General features: G+C 70.2%; 14 protein-coding genes. 9 read left to right on the top strand and 5 right to left on the bottom strand.

The features are described from left to right. Window positions 1–2: 2 nt before the first annotated feature. The 4 genes from AC07PF_RS05905 to AC07PF_RS05890 all read left to right on the top strand — a co-directional run bounded on the left by AC07PF_RS05905 (window position 3) and on the right by AC07PF_RS05890 (window position 8,341). Entirely contained in the window at window positions 3–1,586 is a 1,584-nt protein-coding gene (locus AC07PF_RS05905; protein WP_007850698.1) for a polyamine aminopropyltransferase, read from the top strand. A gap of 165 nt (window positions 1,587–1,751) precedes the next feature. Further along, on the top strand, window positions 1,752–5,543 hold the full coding sequence (locus tag AC07PF_RS05900) for a PAS domain S-box protein (RefSeq protein WP_494611174.1): 3,792 nt from the start codon (window positions 1,752–1,754) through the stop codon (window positions 5,541–5,543). Window positions 5,544–5,582: 39 nt separating this feature from the next. Further along, window positions 5,583–6,578 (top strand): response regulator, encoded by a 996-nt coding sequence (locus AC07PF_RS05895; RefSeq protein WP_494611173.1) that lies wholly within the window; start codon window positions 5,583–5,585, stop codon window positions 6,576–6,578. A 47-nt stretch (window positions 6,579–6,625) separates the two neighbouring features. Continuing rightward, window positions 6,626–8,341, top strand: a complete 1,716-nt coding sequence (locus tag AC07PF_RS05890) for an FAD-dependent oxidoreductase (RefSeq protein ID WP_494611172.1) — start codon at window positions 6,626–6,628, stop codon at window positions 8,339–8,341. Here AC07PF_RS05890 and AC07PF_RS05885 read toward each other — a convergent pair. The 3 genes from AC07PF_RS05885 to AC07PF_RS05875 form a co-directional block, all read right to left on the bottom strand. Beyond that, window positions 8,338–8,979: an aspartate/glutamate racemase family protein gene (locus tag AC07PF_RS05885; protein WP_494603721.1), complete on the bottom strand. Its 642-nt coding sequence runs from the start codon at window positions 8,977–8,979 to the stop codon at window positions 8,338–8,340. The genes AC07PF_RS05890 and AC07PF_RS05885 overlap by 4 nt on opposite strands. A gap of 17 nt (window positions 8,980–8,996) precedes the next feature. After that, entirely contained in the window at window positions 8,997–9,857 is an 861-nt protein-coding gene (locus AC07PF_RS05880; protein ID WP_494604128.1) for a transporter substrate-binding domain-containing protein, read from the bottom strand. A 106-nt stretch (window positions 9,858–9,963) separates the two neighbouring features. After that, window positions 9,964–11,319 (bottom strand): aspartate aminotransferase family protein, encoded by a 1,356-nt coding sequence (locus AC07PF_RS05875; protein ID WP_494611171.1) that lies wholly within the window; start codon window positions 11,317–11,319, stop codon window positions 9,964–9,966. 168 nt (window positions 11,320–11,487) lie between these two features. Here AC07PF_RS05875 and AC07PF_RS05870 point away from each other — a divergent pair, with 168 nt between their 5' ends. From AC07PF_RS05870 to AC07PF_RS05855, 4 genes are all read left to right on the top strand, one after another. After that, window positions 11,488–12,351, top strand: coding sequence for a MurR/RpiR family transcriptional regulator (locus tag AC07PF_RS05870; protein ID WP_494611170.1), 864 nt, complete (start codon window positions 11,488–11,490; stop codon window positions 12,349–12,351). Next, window positions 12,348–12,848 (top strand): L,D-transpeptidase family protein, encoded by a 501-nt coding sequence (locus AC07PF_RS05865; RefSeq protein ID WP_494611169.1) that lies wholly within the window; start codon window positions 12,348–12,350, stop codon window positions 12,846–12,848. The genes AC07PF_RS05870 and AC07PF_RS05865 overlap by 4 nt, the downstream gene beginning before the upstream one ends. Window positions 12,849–12,925: 77 nt before the next feature. Next, window positions 12,926–14,287: an esterase-like activity of phytase family protein gene (locus AC07PF_RS05860; RefSeq protein ID WP_494611168.1), complete on the top strand. Its 1,362-nt coding sequence runs from the start codon at window positions 12,926–12,928 to the stop codon at window positions 14,285–14,287. A 122-nt stretch (window positions 14,288–14,409) separates the two neighbouring features. Then, the gene (locus tag AC07PF_RS05855) at window positions 14,410–15,114 is read left to right on the top strand and encodes a riboflavin synthase (protein WP_007850727.1); all 705 of its coding nucleotides are present in this window, start codon (window positions 14,410–14,412) and stop codon (window positions 15,112–15,114) included. A gap of 3 nt (window positions 15,115–15,117) precedes the next feature. Here the strand turns inward: AC07PF_RS05855 and AC07PF_RS05850 are convergent, their stop codons facing one another. Further along, a complete protein-coding gene (locus AC07PF_RS05850) occupies window positions 15,118–15,513 on the bottom strand; it encodes a nuclear transport factor 2 family protein (RefSeq protein ID WP_007850730.1) in 396 nt (131 codons plus the stop codon). A gap of 145 nt (window positions 15,514–15,658) precedes the next feature. On the opposite strand from AC07PF_RS05850, the gene AC07PF_RS05845 reads away from it, so the two are divergent. Continuing rightward, window positions 15,659–16,192, top strand: coding sequence for a GNAT family N-acetyltransferase (locus AC07PF_RS05845; RefSeq protein ID WP_494611167.1), 534 nt, complete (start codon window positions 15,659–15,661; stop codon window positions 16,190–16,192). On the opposite strand, the gene gcvA is transcribed toward AC07PF_RS05845, so the two are convergent. Next, on the bottom strand, window positions 16,189–17,070 hold the full coding sequence (gene gcvA, locus AC07PF_RS05840) for a transcriptional regulator GcvA (protein WP_494611166.1): 882 nt from the start codon (window positions 17,068–17,070) through the stop codon (window positions 16,189–16,191). The two genes, AC07PF_RS05845 and gcvA, sit on opposite strands and share 4 nt — an antisense overlap. Between the last annotated feature and the right edge of the window lie 69 nt (window positions 17,071–17,139).

Genomic DNA, 17,139 nt, shown 5'->3' with positions numbered 1-17,139 from the left:
GCTTGTCCTCGAACCCTACCTCCATCCCTTCCGCCTCCGCCCCGTCGGGCGCGCGCCCCATCGATGTGGCGCTGCTGGCCAGCGTGTTCGTCGTGGCCGCCTGCGGCCTGCTCTACGAGCTGGCGGCCGGCGCGCTCGCGTCCTATGTGCTGGGCGACTCGGTGCTGCAGTTCTCGACCATCATCGGCACCTACCTGTTCGCCATGGGCGTGGGCTCGTGGCTGTCGCGCTATTTCGAGCGCCAGCTGCCGGCGCACTTCCTGCGCATCGAGCTGCTGGTGGCCTTGATCGGCGGCGCGCTGCCGGCCACGCTGTTCCTGGCCAATGCCTACGCGCCCGGGGCCTTTCGCCTGCTGCTGTATGGCATGGTGTTCATGGTGGGCACGCTGGTGGGTCTGGAGATTCCGCTGGTCATGCGCATCCTCAAGCGCAACGTGGCGCTCAAGGACCTGGTCTCGCAGGTGCTGACCTTCGACTACCTGGGCGCGCTGGCCGTGTCCATGGCCTTCCCGCTGCTGCTGGTGCCGCACCTGGGGCTGATCCGCACGGGCCTGCTGTTCGGCCTCATGAATGCCGCGGTGGCGCTGTGGGCGGTGTGGTTGTTCCGCGACGAGCTGCGCCGCCTGCGCGCGCATGCCCTGGCCTGCGTCGCCGTGCTGGCGCTGCTGTTTGCAGGCCTGCTCGGGGCCGACCACATCACCAGCTTCGCCGAGGACAAGTTCTACCAGGACCGCATCGTCTTCAGCACCGCATCGCCCTACCAGCGCATCGTCGTCACCAACGGCAAGCTGGGCCACCGGCTGTACCTCAACGGCAACCTGCAGTTCGCCGAGCGCGACGAGTACCGCTACCACGAGGCGCTGGTCCACCCCGCGATGGCGGCGCACGGCGCGCCCCGGCGCGTGGCCGTGCTCGGCGGCGGCGACGGCATGGCCGTGCGCGAGATCCTCAAGTACCCCTCGGTCGAGTCCGTCACCCTGGTGGAGCTGGACCCGGCCATGACGCGCCTGTTCACCGACAACCCCACGCTCGCCCGGCTCAATGGCGAGGCGCTGCGCTCGCCCAAGGTGCAGGTGGTCAACACCGATGCCTTCCAGTGGCTGCAGCAGTGCAAGGCCCCGGGCTGTGACGCGGCGGAGGATGTCTTCGACGTGATCGTGGTGGACTTTCCCGACCCGACCAATTTTTCCATCGGCAAGCTCTACACCAACAGCTTCTATGCGCTGCTGGACAAGCGCCTGGCCGCCAGCGGCTACGCCGTGGTGCAGACCACCTCGCCGCTGGTGGCGCGCCAGAGCTACTGGACGGTGGTGCAGACCATGGAATCGGTGGGCCTGCAGACGGCGCCCTACCACGCCCATGTGCCGAGCTTCGGGGAGTGGGGCTTCGTGGTGGCCAGCCGCCGGCCCTGGCGCATGCCCGAGGCGCTGCCGCCCGACCTGCGCTTCCTGAGCGCGGGCACGCTGCCCCTGCTGTTCGACTTTCCGCTCGACATGGCGCGCCTGCCGGCGGACGTGAACCGTCTGTCCAACCAGGCCCTGGTGCACACCTATGAGCGGGAGTGGGGCAAGGTCGCAGCGCACTGAATTCGGCACATCCCCCTGCGGGCGAGCTCTGGAAGCCCGCGCTGTTGCATCCATGCCGCGCGGATGTAACAAATCGGGGCGGCGGCGGGTTTCAAGACCCTATGGGTAAATCGCTCACGGGGTTGCCGGCAGAATGGAAACCAACGCTTACATTTGTCCGCCCCGATGCTTGAGAGATTCTTCGTTGTCGGCGCACAGCGGGATCCCCAGAATCTCTGGGGGCACGACCCCTGGCTCGTGGCCCTGTCGGTCGCGCTGGCGATTGCTTCCTCCCTCATGGCGCTGCACCTGGCCGCGCTGGCGCAGCGTGCGCCGGACCGGCTGCGCCGCAACCTGACCGTCGCCTCCGGTTCGCTGGCGTTGGGCGGCGGGGTCTGGTCCATGCACTTCGTGGGGATGCTGGCCTTCGACCTGTGCGCACACGGCCATTTCGAGCCCTCGGTCACGGCGCTGTCCTTTCTGCCCAGCCTGGTGGCGTCGTGGATCGCGCTGCACGTGCTCACCCAAAGGCAGCCCACGGGCCTGTCCATCGCCTGGGGCGGTGCCCTGGTGGGTGCGGGCATCGGCGTCATGCACTACGCCGGCATGTCGGCCTCCGACATGGCGCCGATGATCCGCTACGACGTGGGCGGCTTTGCGGCCTCCCTCGTGTTCGCGGTGGGCATGGCCATCCTGGCGCTGTGGCTGCGCTTCGGCATGCTGCGCGCCTGGGCGCGCCGGCCCTGGCTGAGCACGCTGCTGGGGGGGCTGGTCCTGGGGCTGGCGATCGCCGGCATGCACTTCATCAGCATCGCCGCCGTGCGTGTCTCCGGCAATGTGCCAGACCTGGGGCCGGTGCCCGAGCAGGCCCGCTACATGGCGCTGGCCATCGCGCTGATGGCCGTGCTGGTGGGGCTGGTGGTAACCACCGTCAACATCGGTCTTCGGGTCCGCTGGCTGTTGCGCAGGTCCGAGCAGAGCGAGTCGAGCCTGCGCGCGGTGGTGGAAACCGCCATGGACGCCATCGTCATGGCAGATGCGGACGGCACCATCCGGTCCTTCAACGGTTCGGCGCAGCGCATGCTCGGCTGGACGGCCGAGGAAGCCGTGGGCCGGCCCGTGCGCATGCTCGTGGACCCGGCCTATGCCGACACGCCGCACAGCTACCTGCCGCGCGACCTGTCGCGCGGCGAGGCGCGCCAGGTGGGCAAGGACAAGGACATCCACGTGGTGCGCAAGGATGGCAGCCTGGTGCCCGTGCGGCTGGTGGTCGGCCGCGTGGACCTGCCGGGGCCGCCGGTGCTCGTCGGCTTCCTGACCGACCTGACCGAGCGCCGGGCCATGGAGCAGGAGCGCCGACGCGGCGAGGAGCAGCTGCGCTCGCTGGTGCGCAACATCCCGGGCGTGGCGTTTCGCTGCCGCTACGACGCCGACTGGTCCATGCTGTTCATCAGCGACGCGGTGGAGTCCCTCACGGGCTGGCCGGCCGAGGACTTCCTGGCCGGGCACATCTCGTTCGGCCGCATCATCCACGAGGACGATGCCGCGCGCATCGGGGACCAGGTGGCGCGCGCCCTGGAAGCGGGTGCGTCCTATGTGCTGGAGTACCGGCTGCACACGCGCGATGGTGGTATCCGCTGGGTGTCCGAAACGGGCCGCGGTGTCTCGGGGCCGCAGGGGGAAGTCCGCTGGATCGACGGCGTGATCACCGACATGACGGCCTCCAAGGCGCAGAACGCCGAGTTCGTGGGCACGGTCACGGCCATCGGCCGCTCGCAGGCGGTGATCGAATTCGATCTCAAGGGCCGGGTGCTCACCGCCAACCGCAATTTCCTGGACCTCATGGGCTACACGCTCGCCGAGATCGCAGGCCAGCACCACCGCATCTTCTGCACGCCGGAGTACGCCGGCAGCCAGGCCTACCAGGCCTTCTGGGCGCGCCTGGGCCAGGGCGAGTTCAACGCGGGGGAGTACCTGCGCCTGGGCCGGGGCGGGCGCGAGGTCTGGATCCAGGCCACCTACAACCCGATCTTCGACGCGCAGGGGCGGGCCTTCAAGATCGTCAAGTTCGCCACCGACCTGACCATGCGCCGGCGCATGGAGACGGACCTGCGCACGGCCAAGGAACAGGCCGAGCATGCGGCCGCAGCACGCAGCACCTTCCTGGCGAACATGAGCCACGAGATCCGCACGCCCATGAACGCCATCATCGGCTTCACCGAGGCGCTGCTCGATACGCCGCTCGAAAGCACCCAGCGCCGGCACCTGGGCACGGTGCACCATGCGGCGCGCTCCATGCTGCGCCTGCTCAACGACATCCTGGACACCGCCAAGCTCGAAAAGGGCGCGGTGGAACTGGAGGTCGCCGATTTCAGCCTGCGCGAGCTGTGCGACCAGATCCTGGCCTCGCTGCGCATCAACGCCGCCAAGAAGGGGCTGGAGGTCGTGCTCGACTATCCCGAAGGCGTGCCTGTCCACTGGCAGGGCGATGCCTTCCGCATCCAGCAGGTGCTGCTCAACCTGATGGGCAACGCCATCAAGTTCACGCACGAGGGCCGGGTCACGCTGCGCGTGGCCGGCGCCAATGCGCAGCTCGTGCTGCAGGTGGTGGACACCGGCATCGGCATCGACGCCGCCGGTGTGGAGCGCATCTTCGACCCCTTCGCGCAGGCCGATGCCTCGACCACGCGCCGCTACGGTGGCACGGGCCTGGGCACGACCATCGCCCGCCAGCTGGCCGAGCTGATGGGCGGCAGCATTGCGGTGGTCAGCCAGATGGGCCAGGGCAGCACCTTCACCGTGCGCCTGCCGCTGCGCACCGGCCAGCCGCCGGCGGATGCCGGCCCTTCGACGACCCGCGACTGGCTGCGCGCCCCCCTGCCCACGCTGCGCGTGCTGGCCGTGGACGACGTGCCCGCCAACCTGGAGCTGCTGCAGATCACGCTGCAGCGCGGTGGCCACAAGCTCACGGCCGTGGGCAGCGGCGCGCTGGCGCTCGAGGCCTTCGCGCAGCAGCGCTTCGACGTGGTGCTGATGGACCTGCAGATGCCCGACATGGACGGCCTGGAGGCCACGCGCCACCTGCGCAGCTTCGAGCAGGCGCGCCGGCGCAAGCCGACCCCCATCGTGGCCCTGTCGGCCAGCGTGCTCGAACAGGACCGCCGCAATGCCCGTGCCGCCGGCATGGATGGCTTTGCCAGCAAGCCGGTGGAGCCGGTGCGGCTCATGGCCGAGATCGCGCGCGTGATCGGCGTGCGCGAAGACGGCGGTGATCCGGTGTTCGCCGTGGCCAGCATCTTCGGCGCCCTGCCTCCCGGCGAGGGGCTGCTGGCCCCGCCCGCCCGGCAACCGGCAACGGCCCCGGTGGCACCCGCCATCGAATGGGAGCGGGGGGTGCGGCTGTGGACGCAGGCACGCTACCTGCGCGAAGCCATCGAGCGCTTCATGCAGGAGAGCGGCGTGGCGCTAGCCGGCCTGCTGTCCGCGCACCAAGCCGACGACTGGGACAGCCTGGCGGCGCGTGCCCACCGCCTGCGCGGTGCGGCCGCCAACCTGGCGCTGCCTGCGGTGCAGCAGTATTCCGGCCAGATCGAGCAGGCGGCGCGCGAGCGCGATGCCGGCTCGGTGCAGGTGGCCCTGCTGGCCCTGGCCACGGCGCTCGATGCCGTGGGTGGTGCCCTGCTCAGCCCCCAGGCGCCCGATGCGCAGCGGCAGGGTTCGGCGCCAGCGCCTGCGCCGCTGCAGCAGGCCCAGCGCGAGCGCGTGCTGGCCGCCATCGCGGCCCTTGCCGCCGCCCTGGCGCAGGGAGAGCTGGCCGACGCGCCGCTGGCGGTGCTCGAGGGCGAGTTGCCCGCGGTCACGCTCAACGGCCTGCACGAGGCGCTCGACCGCTTCGACTTCGACGAGGCGCGCACCTGCCTGCAGGCCCTGCAGCACCATCTGCAGGCACCGTTGCAGCCGGGGCAAACGCATGTCTGACAATTGCACCCTTTGCCCCCGGCACCCGAAGGAAGCCCCATGACGGCCGCCCCCGAAGACCACCGCCCGCGCCTGCTGCTGGTGGACGACGAACCCACCAACCTGCAGGTGCTGCGCCACATCCTGCAGGAGGACTTTCGCCTGCTGTTCGCCACCGATGGTGCGCGCGCGCTGCAGATCGCCCAGCAGCAGCGGCCCGACCTGGTGCTGCTCGATGTGATGATGCCGCAGATGGACGGCTACGCCGTGTGCCAGGCCCTCAAGGCCGACCGGGCCACCGCGAACATCCCGGTGATCTTCGTCACCGCGCTCACCGACGTGCAGGACGAGGCGCGCGGCTTCGACGTGGGCGGTGTGGACTACATCACCAAGCCCGTGAGCGCCCCGGTGGTGCGCGCCCGTGTGCGCACCCACCTGTCGCTGGTGCGCACCGAGGAGCTGCGCGAGACCCGGCTGCAGATCGTGCAGCGCCTGGGCCGTGCGGCCGAGTACAAGGACAATGAGACCGGGATGCACGTCATCCGCATGAGCCACTTCGCCCATGTGCTGGCGCTGGCGCTGGGCCACTCGCCGGCCTGGGCCGAAGACCTGCTCAACGCCGCGCCCATGCACGATGTGGGCAAGATCGGCATCCCCGACGCCGTGCTGCGCAAGCCCGGCCCGCTCGATGCGGGCGAATGGGAGACCATGCGCCGCCACCCGCAGATCGGCGCCGAGATCATCGGCGAGCACCCCGGGGGCGTGCTGCGCCTGGCCCATGCCATTGCGCTCACGCACCACGAGAAGTGGGACGGCAGCGGTTACCCGAAGGGACTGGCGGGCGAGGCGATTCCCGTGGAGGCGCGCATCGTCACGCTGGCCGACGTGTTCGACGCGCTCACCGCGCGCAGGCCCTACAAGGAGCCCTGGAGCACCGAGGACACCGTGGCCCACCTGCGCGCGCAGGCGGGCAAGCATTTCGATCCGGCGATGGTCGAGGTGTTCATTGCGCAGCTGCCCCAACTGCTCGAAATCCAGGCACGCTGGAAAGACTGACCCTTGTCTTGCCAGGAGGGCTTGCGGGTGACGTAGAGTACGGCCCCATGTCCCTTGCGTCCCCCCTTTCCCTGCCCTCATCGCGCCGCCGGCAGCTGCTGCAGGCCGGTGCCCTGCTGGCCGCGGGGGCCGCGCTGCCCGGCTGTGAGAAGGCGCCACGCACGCTCGAAGGCGGTTTTGCCGGCATCGACATGCAGCGCGGCCATGCGCTGCGCGAGATGCTGCAAAAGGGCTCCCTGCCCGAGCCCGCCGTGGTGCGGCGCGCGCAGGTCATCATCGCCGGCGGCGGCGTGGCCGGCCTGGCGGCGGCGCGCGCGCTGCGCCTGGCGGGGGTGGAGGACTTCGCGCTGCTGGAGCTCGAAGACCAGGCCGGCGGCAACAGCCGCGGCGGCATGGTCGGCGGCATCGCCTGCCCCATGGGCGCGCACTACCTGCCCGTGCCCGGGGACGACGCCAGCGAGGTGCAGGACCTGCTCGAGGAACTGGGCCTGCGCCAGCGCGTGGCCGGCCGCTGGCGCTACGACGAGCGCCACCTGTGCCACAGCCCGCAGGAGCGGCTGTACTTCGAGGGCGAATGGCAGGAAGGCCTGCTGCCGGTGCAGGGCGTGGGCGAAGCAACGCTGGCCCAGTACCGCCGTTTCTCCGAGCGGGTGGATGCGCTGTCCAAGGCGGCGCGCTTCACCATGCCCATGCTCAAGGCCTTCGGCGGCCGGCGGCCGCTGCCGCCCACGCACCAGGCGCTCGATGCCCTCTCGTTCGACGCCTGGCTCACCCAGGAGGGCCTCGACGATGCGCACCTGCGCTGGTACCTGGGCTACTGCTGCCGGGACGATTACGGCGCGGGCACGGCGCGCGTGTCGGCCTGGGCCGGCATCCACTACTTCGCCAGCCGCCATGGCTTCCATGCGCCGGGTGACGCGGGCAGCGAGGACCGCGAGGGCGTGCTCACCTGGCCCGAGGGCAATGGCTGGCTCACCCAGCGCCTGGCGCTGCCGCTGCGGGGCGGCGGGCAACTGGCCACGGGCACCAGCGTGCTGCGCATCACCGAGGGGCGCCATGGCGTGGAGGTGGATGCGCTCAACCATGCCTCGGGCAATGTCGAGCGCTGGCAGGCACCGCGCTGCGTGGTGGCGCTGCCCGTGTTCCTGGCCGCGCGCGTGGTGCGCAACCCGCCCGCCTTCCTTGCCGAGACGGCGCAGCGCCTGTCCTGGGCCCCTTGGCTGGTGGCCAACATCCACATCGATGCGCCGCTGACCGACCGTGCGGGCGCTGCCCCTGCGTGGGACAACGTGCTGTATGCCGATGCCAACCCCGGCGGCCTGGGCTACGTGGACGCCGGCCACCAGCGCCTGGACCCGCGCCCCGGTCCCACGGTGCTCACCTACTACCAGGCCCTGGGCGACCTGCCCGATGGCCGCCAGCAGCTGGCCACCCAGCCCTGGACCCACTGGGCGCAGGCGGCCATGCAGTCACTGGCCGGCCCGCACCCCGACCTGGCCCAGCGCGCCACGCGCATGGACATCACACGCTACGGCCATGCCATGTCCATCCCCACGCCGGGGCTGCTGGGCTGGCTGCACCAGCCGGGCCGCTACTGGGCGCCGGACAAGCGCGTGCGCCTGGCGGGCGGCGAGCGCGTGGCCGTGCTGCCCACGCCGGCCACGGCGCGCCTGGTGTTTGCGCACAGCGATTGGTCGGGGTATTCGGTGTTCGAGGAAGCCTTCACACGCGGCCATGCGGCGGGGCTGGTGGCAGCAGGCTAGGCCAAGCGGCGCTTCAATGCAGCCACCGCGCTGTCCACCGTGGTCAGCACCGGCAGGCCGGTGACCGCCGCGCACATGCTGCGTGCGCGCGCCATGCTGAACTGCGCCAGCGCGATCACCTCGCAGCCCTCGCGCTGCAGGCGCTGGGCCTGCGCGGCGACCAGGCTGTCGTGCAGGTCGCCGTTGCCCGCGTTCAGGGCCGCCATGGCCCCTTCGGCCAGGGCCAGTTGCAGTGGTGTGCCGGGCGGAAACTCCGGCGGCATGGACTGGAGCGTGGGCGCAAAGCTGGCGATCAGGCCGATGCGCCGGCCCGTGGCCACGGCTTCTTCGACCATGGCCTCGTTGGGTTTGAGCACCGGGATCTGCGCGTGCCGCGCCGCCACGCGCTCGATGCACGGGCCGAAGGCCGAGCAGGTGAACAGGATGCCATCGGCCCCCGTGCCCACGGCATAGTCCGCCAGGGCCTCGAAGCGCGCGTGCATGGCCGCGTCCAGCCCCCTGCCCTCGCGTGCCAGGTCGGCCGAGAGGCTGTCGTCCAGCAGGTTCATGCGCACGGCCTCGGGCCAGTCGTGTGCGAAGGCGTCGTTGATGGGCGCCACCGAATGGGCGAGGGCGTGGATGAGGGCGATGCGGGTCATGGCGGGGCGCGGTGCAATCAGATGCCCTTGGAGCTGGGGTTGGCGAAGGCGTCGCGCGTCTCGGCGTTCAGCGGGTAGTTGATGCTCACGTTCTTGGGCGGAATGGGCTGCATGAACCAGCGGTTGTACAGCTTTTCCATCTCGCCGGACTTCATCATGCCCGTGACCACGCGGTCCACCAGCGCCTTGAACTCCGGGTCGTCCTTGCGGAACATCAGCGACTGGTTCTCGGTGCGCAGGCCCTCGCCGACGATGGCAAAGTCCTTGGGGCTGCGGTGGGTTGCGATCAGGCCCGCGAGCAGGATGTCGTCGAGCACGAAGGCGGCGGCGCGGCCCGTCTCGACCATCAGGAAGGAGTCGGTGTGGTCCTTGCCCGCCAGCTGTGTGATCTCCAGGTTCTTGCCCTTGTCGGCCTCGCGCAGCAGGCGCAGCGAGGTGGTGCCGCTGGTGGCCACCACCGACTTGCCCTGCAGGTCGGCCACGCCCTTGATGCCCGAGTCGGCGCGCACGGCCATGCGCACGTTGTAGCGGAAGATGTCGGGCGAGAAAGCCACCATCTGCTGGCGCTCGACCAGGTTGGTGGTGGAGCCGCATTCGATGTCCACCGTGCCGTTGGCGACCAGCGGGATGCGGTTCTGCGAGGTCACGTTCTGGTACTTCACTGCGATCTGCGGCAGCTGGAGCTCGGCCTTGATCGCCTCCAGGATGCGGTTGCAGATGTCGATGCTGTAGCCCACCGGCTTGCCGCCGCCGTCCAGGTACGAGAAGCCGAACGAGGCCTCGCGGTGGCCGTAGGTGATGGAGCCGCTGTCGCGGATCTTCTTGAGCGTGCCGCCCGCCGGGCTCTGGGCCTGGGCGGTTCCACAGGCCAGCAGCATGGCCAGCGCCAGGGTGGCGGGGAGCAGCGTTGTCGTCAGGGTCTTCATCGGCATGGGAGCACCTTTCAGGTCAGGGGAGGGGCAGGGAGGGTTCGGGGGATAAAGCTCAGCAGGGGCTGGGCTGGCGCGGCAGTGTGGCGGTCGAGGTCACGGCGTCGACGGCCTGGGCCAGCAGCGCGGCGATGGTGGCGAGCTGCTCGCGCGAGGCGATGTAGGGCGGGGCCAGCAGCACGTGGTCGCCCACGTTGCCGTCCACCGTGCCGCCGAAGGGGTAGCACAGCAGGCCCAGGTCCATGGCCTTCTTCTTGAGGCGCGAATGCACCTTCTGCGCGGGATCGAACGCGGCCTTGCTGGCCCGGTCTGCCACCAGCTCCACGCCCCAGAAGAAGCCGCGCCCGCGGATGTCGCCCACATGCGGGTGGTGGCCCAGCGCATCGCGCAGCGCCTGGCCCAGGAAGTCGCCGTCCTCGCGCACCTTGGCCAGCAGGCCGTCGCGCGCGATGACCTGCTGCACCGCCAGCGCGGCCGCGCAGGCCACCGGGTGGCCCAGGTAGGTATGGCCATGCTGGAAGAAACCGCTGCCCTGCGACATGGCGTCCACGATGTGCTTTTGCGCCAGCACCGCGCCGATGGGCTGGTAGCCGCCGCCCAGGCCCTTGGCCACGGTGATGAGGTCGGGCACCACGCCCTCCTGCTCGCAGGCATGCAGGGTGCCGGTGCGGCCCATGCCGCACATCACCTCGTCCAGGATCAGCAGCACGCCATGGCGGTCGCAGACCTCGCGCACCGCCTTGAAGTAGCCGGGCACGGGCGTGAGCACGCCAGCCGTGGCGCCACCCACCGTCTCGGCGACGAAGGCCAGCACGGTATCGGGGCCGCGCGCGAGGATGGCCTCCTCCAGCTCGCGTGCCAGGCGCAGGCCATAGGCCTCGGGCGTCTCGCCGGCCTGCTGCTCGCGGTAGGGGTAGCAGGGCGCCACGTGCGTGGCCTCCACCAGGAGGGGCGCGAAGGGGGCGCGCCGCCAGGCATTGCCGCCCACGGCCAGCGCGCCCAGGGTGTTGCCGTGGTAGCTCTGGCGCCGCGCGATGAAGTGCGTGCGCTGGGGCTGGCCGATCTCCACGAAGTACTGGCGCGCCATCTTGAGCGCGGCCTCCACGGCCTCGGACCCGCCGCTCACGAAGTAGGCGTGGCTGGTGCCGGCCGGGGCCGTGCGCACCAGCTGCCCGGCCAGTTGCTCCGCCACCTCGGTGGTGAAGAAGCTGGTGTGGGCATAGGCCAGGCGGTCGATCTGCGCGTGCATGGCGGCCAGCACTTCGGGGTGGGCATGGCCCAACGAGGACACGGCCGCACCGCCCGAGGCGTCGAGGTATTCGCGCCCCGCAGCATCGCGCAGGTACATGCCCTGCCCGCCCACGGCCACGGGCGGGGTGTGCAGAAGGTGGCGGTGAAAAACGTGGGTCATGCCAGGGTCTCCGGAACAGGTGCAAACAATCGATGGAACAAATGTACCGTAAAATCAAATTAAATGGAACATGTGTTTTGTTGCTGGTGCCAGGTGGAACACCTGCACCGGGAAGTGATCCGCTACAGTGCTGCGACCACCACTCCTGCGCATGCACCGCCACCCGCCATGGGCCTGAAAGACACCCTCCGTGACCGGTTCGACGGCATGACCGCCACGCAGCAGAAGGCCGCACGCTTCGTGCTCGAACACCCGAACGACGTGGTCACGGCCTCCATGCGCACGGTCAGCGCGCGCGTCGGGATCCCGCCCGCCACGCTGGTGCGCTTTGCGCAGCTGCTGGGCTTCGACGGCTGGCCCGAGCTCAAGGCGGCGCTGGTGCAGGACATGGGCCTGGGCTCCGAGCCCTATGCGCACAAGGCGCGCAGCCTGGTGGACCGCGCGCGCGATGGCGGCGGGCTGGCCGGCGAGATCTTCGCGGTGCACCACCAGAACCTGGACGCCACCGAGCACGCCAACGGCGACGCCCTGCCGCGCGCCGCCGCGCTGCTGGAGAAGGCGCGCGCCGTGCACGTGGCCGGCTTTCGCGCCTGCCACCCGGTGGCCTACTCGCTGATGTACGTGTACCGCCTGTTCCGCGACAGCGTGCACCTGCTCGACGGGATGGGCGGCTCGCTGGAGATGCAGCTGCGCGCCCTGCACAAGGGCGATGCGGTGGTGGTCATCAGCTTCAGCCCCTATTCGCGCGAGGCCATCGCCGTGGCGCGCCAGGCGCGCGAGGCGGGCTGCCAGGTGCTGGCGCTGACCGATTCACCCGCCTCCCCGCTGGCCCTGCTGGCGCACGAGGTGCTGCTGTTCTCCACGCAGAGCCCGTCGTTCTTTCCTTCCATCGCGGGTGCGCAGGCCCTGTCGGAGGCGCTGCTGGGCCTCTTGGTCAGCCGCGCGGGCAAGCCCGGCATCGGCCGCATCGAGAGCGCCGAGGCCCAGCTCTTCGCCACCGGCGCCTACCTGCCGCCCGCACCGTCGCCATGACGCAGGCAGGGCCCGGCGGCGTGCACGTGCACATCAGCGTGCCGCGCCAGCAGCTGGATCTGTACGCGGGCGATGCCCTGGTGCGCAGCTATGCCGTGTCCACGGCGCTGCAGGGCGTCGGCGAGATGAACGGCAGCGGCTGCACGCCGCGCGGCCTGCACCGGGTGCGCGCCAAGGTGGGCGCGGGCTGCGACGCCGCCACCGTGTTCGTCGGACGCCGGCCCACGGGCGAGCGGTACACGCCCGGGCTCGCTGCCGAGCACCCGGGGCGCGACTGGATCCTGTGCCGCATCCTCTGGCTCACGGGCTGCGAGCCGGGCGTGAACCGCGGCGGCGCGGTGGACACGCTGCGCCGCTACATCTACCTGCATGGCTGCCCCGACGGCACGCCGCTGGGCGTGCCTGCCTCGCACGGCTGCGTGCGCATGGCCAATGCCGATGTGATGGACCTGTTCGAGCGGGTGGCGGTGGGCACGCCGGTGCGCATCGTGCCCTGAGGCGGCCCTGTTCTGTCACGCGCCCGTCACGCGCACCGGGCATCGTCGCCGGTTTACATTTCCTGCCGTCTGCGACCATGTCCCGACTCTCCACCATTGCCGCCAGCGCCCTGCTCGCCTGCGCTGCCGCTGCTTCCCTTACCGCCCAGGCCCAGCAAGCCTACCCTGCCACGCTGGCCGGCCATGCCGTGATGCCCGCCATGAGCCTGGTGCCCGCGCCCAAGGATGCACCGCAGGACCTGCAGGTCAGTGGCAAGTTCACCACGGGCAAGCGCGTGGAGGCCCTGGGTTCGGTCGAAGGCCTGTCGGGCGGCCGCCCCACCGGCATCTCCCTGCCCTTCGCGGGCCAGCCGCTGCAGGGCCACTCGGGCATCAAGCGCATGGCCGATGGCTCGTTCTGGATCCTCACCGACAACGGCGCCGGTGCCAAGGCCAATTCGCCCGACTTCATGCTGCACCTGAGCCACTACCAGGTGGATTTCAAGGCCGGCCAGTTCAAGCGCCAGGCCACGGTGTTCCTGCACGACCCGGACAAGAAGGTGCCGTTCCGCATCGTCCACGAAGGCACGGACAAGCGCTACCTCACGGGCGCGGACTTCGACCCCGAGAGCTTCCAGTTCGCCGGCGGCGCGCTGTGGATCGGCGAGGAGTTCGGGCCCTACCTGATCAAGGCCGACCTGTCGGGCCGCGTGCTCGCCGTGTTCGAAACCCAGGTGGATGGCAAGGTCGTGCGCTCGCCCGACCACCCGGCCATCACCACCGTCGGCGCGCCCGATGCCAAGGCCCCGGCCTTCGAGGTCAAGCGCTCCAAGGGCTACGAAGGCATGGCCTCGTCCAAGGACGGCAGCAAGCTCTATGCCCTGCTCGAAGGGCCGCTGTGGAACGAGGCCGGCAAGGCCTACGAAGCCGTGGACGGCAAGCAGTACCTGCGCGTGCTGGAGTTCGACGTGAAGGCCGAGCAGTGGACCGGCCGCCACTGGAAGTACGTGCTGGAAGCCAACCACCACGCCATCGGCGACTTCAACATGATCGACGGCACCACCGGCCTCATCATCGAGCGCGACAACGGCGAAGGCACGGCCGACAAGGCCTGCCCCGAAGGCGCCAAGCGCGCGGATTGCTTCCACGACCTGGCCAAGTTCAAGCGCGTCTACAAGATCGAGCTGACCGAAGCCAACGTCGGCGGCCCGCTGCGCAAGGTGGGCTACATCGACCTGCTGTCCATAAAGGACCCGCAGCGCCTGGCCAAGAAGCCGCTGAACAACGGCGTGCTGACCTTCCCGTTCTTCACTATCGAGAACGTGGACGTGGTGGACGGCACGCACATCGTGGTCGGCAACGACAACAACCTGCCCTTCAGCTCCAGCCGCGAGCCGAACAAGGCCGACGACAACGAGCTGGTGCTGCTCGAGGTGGGTGAGCTGTTGCGCGCGAAGTAAGCAAGCGCCACTGTGCTCCTTGCGCAAAGGGCTGCCCCGGAGGCAGCCCTTTTGCATGGCGGGCAGCGCGTTGCGGGGCCGGGTGGCAAAATCGGCGGCCACACCCTGAAAGCCGCGCCACCATGTTCACAGGCATCGTTCAAGCCACGGCAGGCATTGCCGCCATCCATGACCGCGCAGGCCTGCGCACCTTCACGCTCGATTTTCCAGAAGGCTTCTGCCAGGACCTGGCCATTGGTGCCAGTGTGTCCACCGATGGCGTGTGCCTCACGGTGACCGAGATCCTTTCGCCGACACAGGCCAACTTCGATGTGATGCAGCAGAGCCTGAACATCACCACGCTGGGCAGCTATGGCCAGGGCGACCGCGTGAACGTGGAGCGCGCGGCCAAGGACGGCGCCGAGATCGGCGGCCACCCGCTGTCGGGCCACATCGATTTTTCGGGCACGCTGGCCAGCGTGCGCGAGTTCGACAACAACCTGGTGTGGCGCGTGGCCGTGCCGCCCGAGTTCCGCCGCTACGTCTTCGCCAAGGGCTATATCGCCATCCATGGCGCCAGCCTCACCGTGGCCGAGGTGAACCGCGCCGAGGGCTGGTTCGAGGTCTGGCTGATCCCCGAGACGCGCCGCGCCACAGTGTTCGAGGGCAAGAAGGCCGGCGACCAGCTCAACATCGAGATCGAGCGCAGCACCCAGGTGGTGGTCGACACCGTGCGCGAGGCTGTGCAGGAAAGCCTGGGCCGGCTGCAGCCCGTGCTCGAAGCCCTGCTCAAGGAAAAGGGCCTCTCGCTCGAAGATTTCGTCCAGCCGCCGGTGCTTCCCCACTGAGGCTCAGTCGGCGACGTAGTCGAGGAAGCCCGTGACGCGGCGCAGGCGCCCGTCGGCGTCCAGTTCGGCCACGTCGGTGCCGCGCGCCACGGGCTCGGCGCCCGGGGCCGCAAGCGCCCAGGAAAAGCGCACCACGCTGTGGTGGCCCTCGGGCGTGCCCAGCAGCGCAAAGCGGTAGCCGGCAAAGCGCTGCTGTGCGCCCGCGATCAGCGCAGCCAGGCCGTCATGGCCCCGGCCTTCCATCATCGGGTCAAGGTAGTGCACATCGGCACTGAAGACGCCGCGCACCAGGCGCCCGCGTTCGGTCGTGTCGGTGGCGTTCCAGGCGGCAATGTAGCGCGCGGCGATGTCGGGGGCGGCGCTGGCGGCGGTCGGTGCAGAGGATTCAACGGTGTTCATGGCAACTCCTGAAGGCAAGGGGTGGAAGAATGGGTGTCGGATGCACGGGCATCCCACGCAGCCCATTCTTCGCGGCGGCCCCGCCTGCGTCGATGACCTGGCGCGTCATGCGCCGGGGGGCGCAGCGGGATAATCCGGGCCCTGCATGCCGAATTCATTGCTTCCCCCTTCCCCCGTACCCGGTGCGCCGCGCGCGCTGCAGCTGCACGACCTGCCCGGCCTGCTGCAGGTGCAACTGGCCTGCTATGGCGAAGGCTTCGTTGAAAGCGGCGAGGTGTTTGCGCGCCGGCTCGCCAGCCCGGTGAACTGCTCGCTGGTGCTCGAACGCGCTGGCCAGGTCTGTGCCTACCTCGCGGCCTACCGCTCGGTGCAGGGCAAGGTCACGCCGCTGCACGGCGACTTCGAGGGCCCGCCCGGCGCGCCCGACACCCTGTACCTGCACGACATGGCGGTGCTGCCGGCCTGTGCGGGCCAGGGCCTGGCGCAGGCGCTGCTCACACCTCTGTGGGCGCAGGGGGCTGCCTGGGGCCTGCGCCACACGGCCCTGGTGTCGGTGCAGGGCTCGCAGGGCTACTGGGAGCGCCATGGCTACGCCGTGCAGCCTCTCGCCGATGCGCTGCAGCGCGAGCGGCTGGCGGGCTATGGCGAGGGCGCGGTCTACATGGTGCGCGGGCTCTAGCCAGTGTTGCTGCCCTGCGCCACGATCCAGGCGTGGAAGCGGCGCAGACCGGGGTCGATCAGCGCCTCGGGCCGGTACACCAGGTGGTAGGCCAGCGGGGTCGCAAGGGGCTTGCAGTGCACCGAGACCAGTTCGCGCGCCTGCAGTTCCTGCTGCACCAGTGCGTGCCGCACCAGGGCAAAGCCGCGGCCGGCCACGGCGGCCTCGATGGCAGCGTTGGAATGCGCGAACACGACACCGCCCTCGCAGTCCACATCCGCCACACCATGCGCCTGGCACCACAGGCGCCAGTCGCCGCGGTGCTCGTCGTGCAGCAGCCGGGCGCTGGTGATGTCGGCCACGCGCGCCGTGCGGCGTGGGGCCAGCAGGCGCGGGCTGCACACGGGCACCAGGTCATCGGCCACCAGCACCTCGGACTGCAGGCCGGGGTAGGCACCCTGCCCGTGGCGCACGGCAAAGTGCACACCCTCGGCAGCCAGGTCCACCGTGCGGTTGGTGCTGCCCACATGCACGTCCATCTCGGGGTGTTGTTGCAGAAAGCCTTGCAGGCGCGGCACCAGCCACTGCACGGCAAAGCCCGGCGTGCAGCTCACCAGCACCACCTGGCGCCGGTTCGCCGAGGCGATGCGCGAGGTGGCGTGCCCGATCATCGCCAGGCCCTCGGCGCAGGCCACCTGGTAGTCGCGCCCGGCGGCCGTGAGCGCCAGGCCGCGCGGTTGGCGCTCGAACAGCGCGCAGCCGAGGAAGTCCTCGAGCTTGCGCACCTGCTGCGAGACGGCACCGGGCGTGACGTGCAGCTCTTGGGCCGCGCGGCGCACGCTGGCATGGCGGGCGGTGGCCTCGAAGAAGCGGACGGCGATCAGGGGAGGCAGGCGCATGGGTGCATCGTATAGCTTGGCTAAACAGCTGTTGAGGATAAATGGTTTGTCCAGGCTATTGCGTGTGCC

The sequence above is a fragment of the Acidovorax sp. GW821-FHT10A04 genome (assembly GCF_059415825.1).
This window is presented reverse-complemented; position numbering and strand designations above follow the sequence as displayed.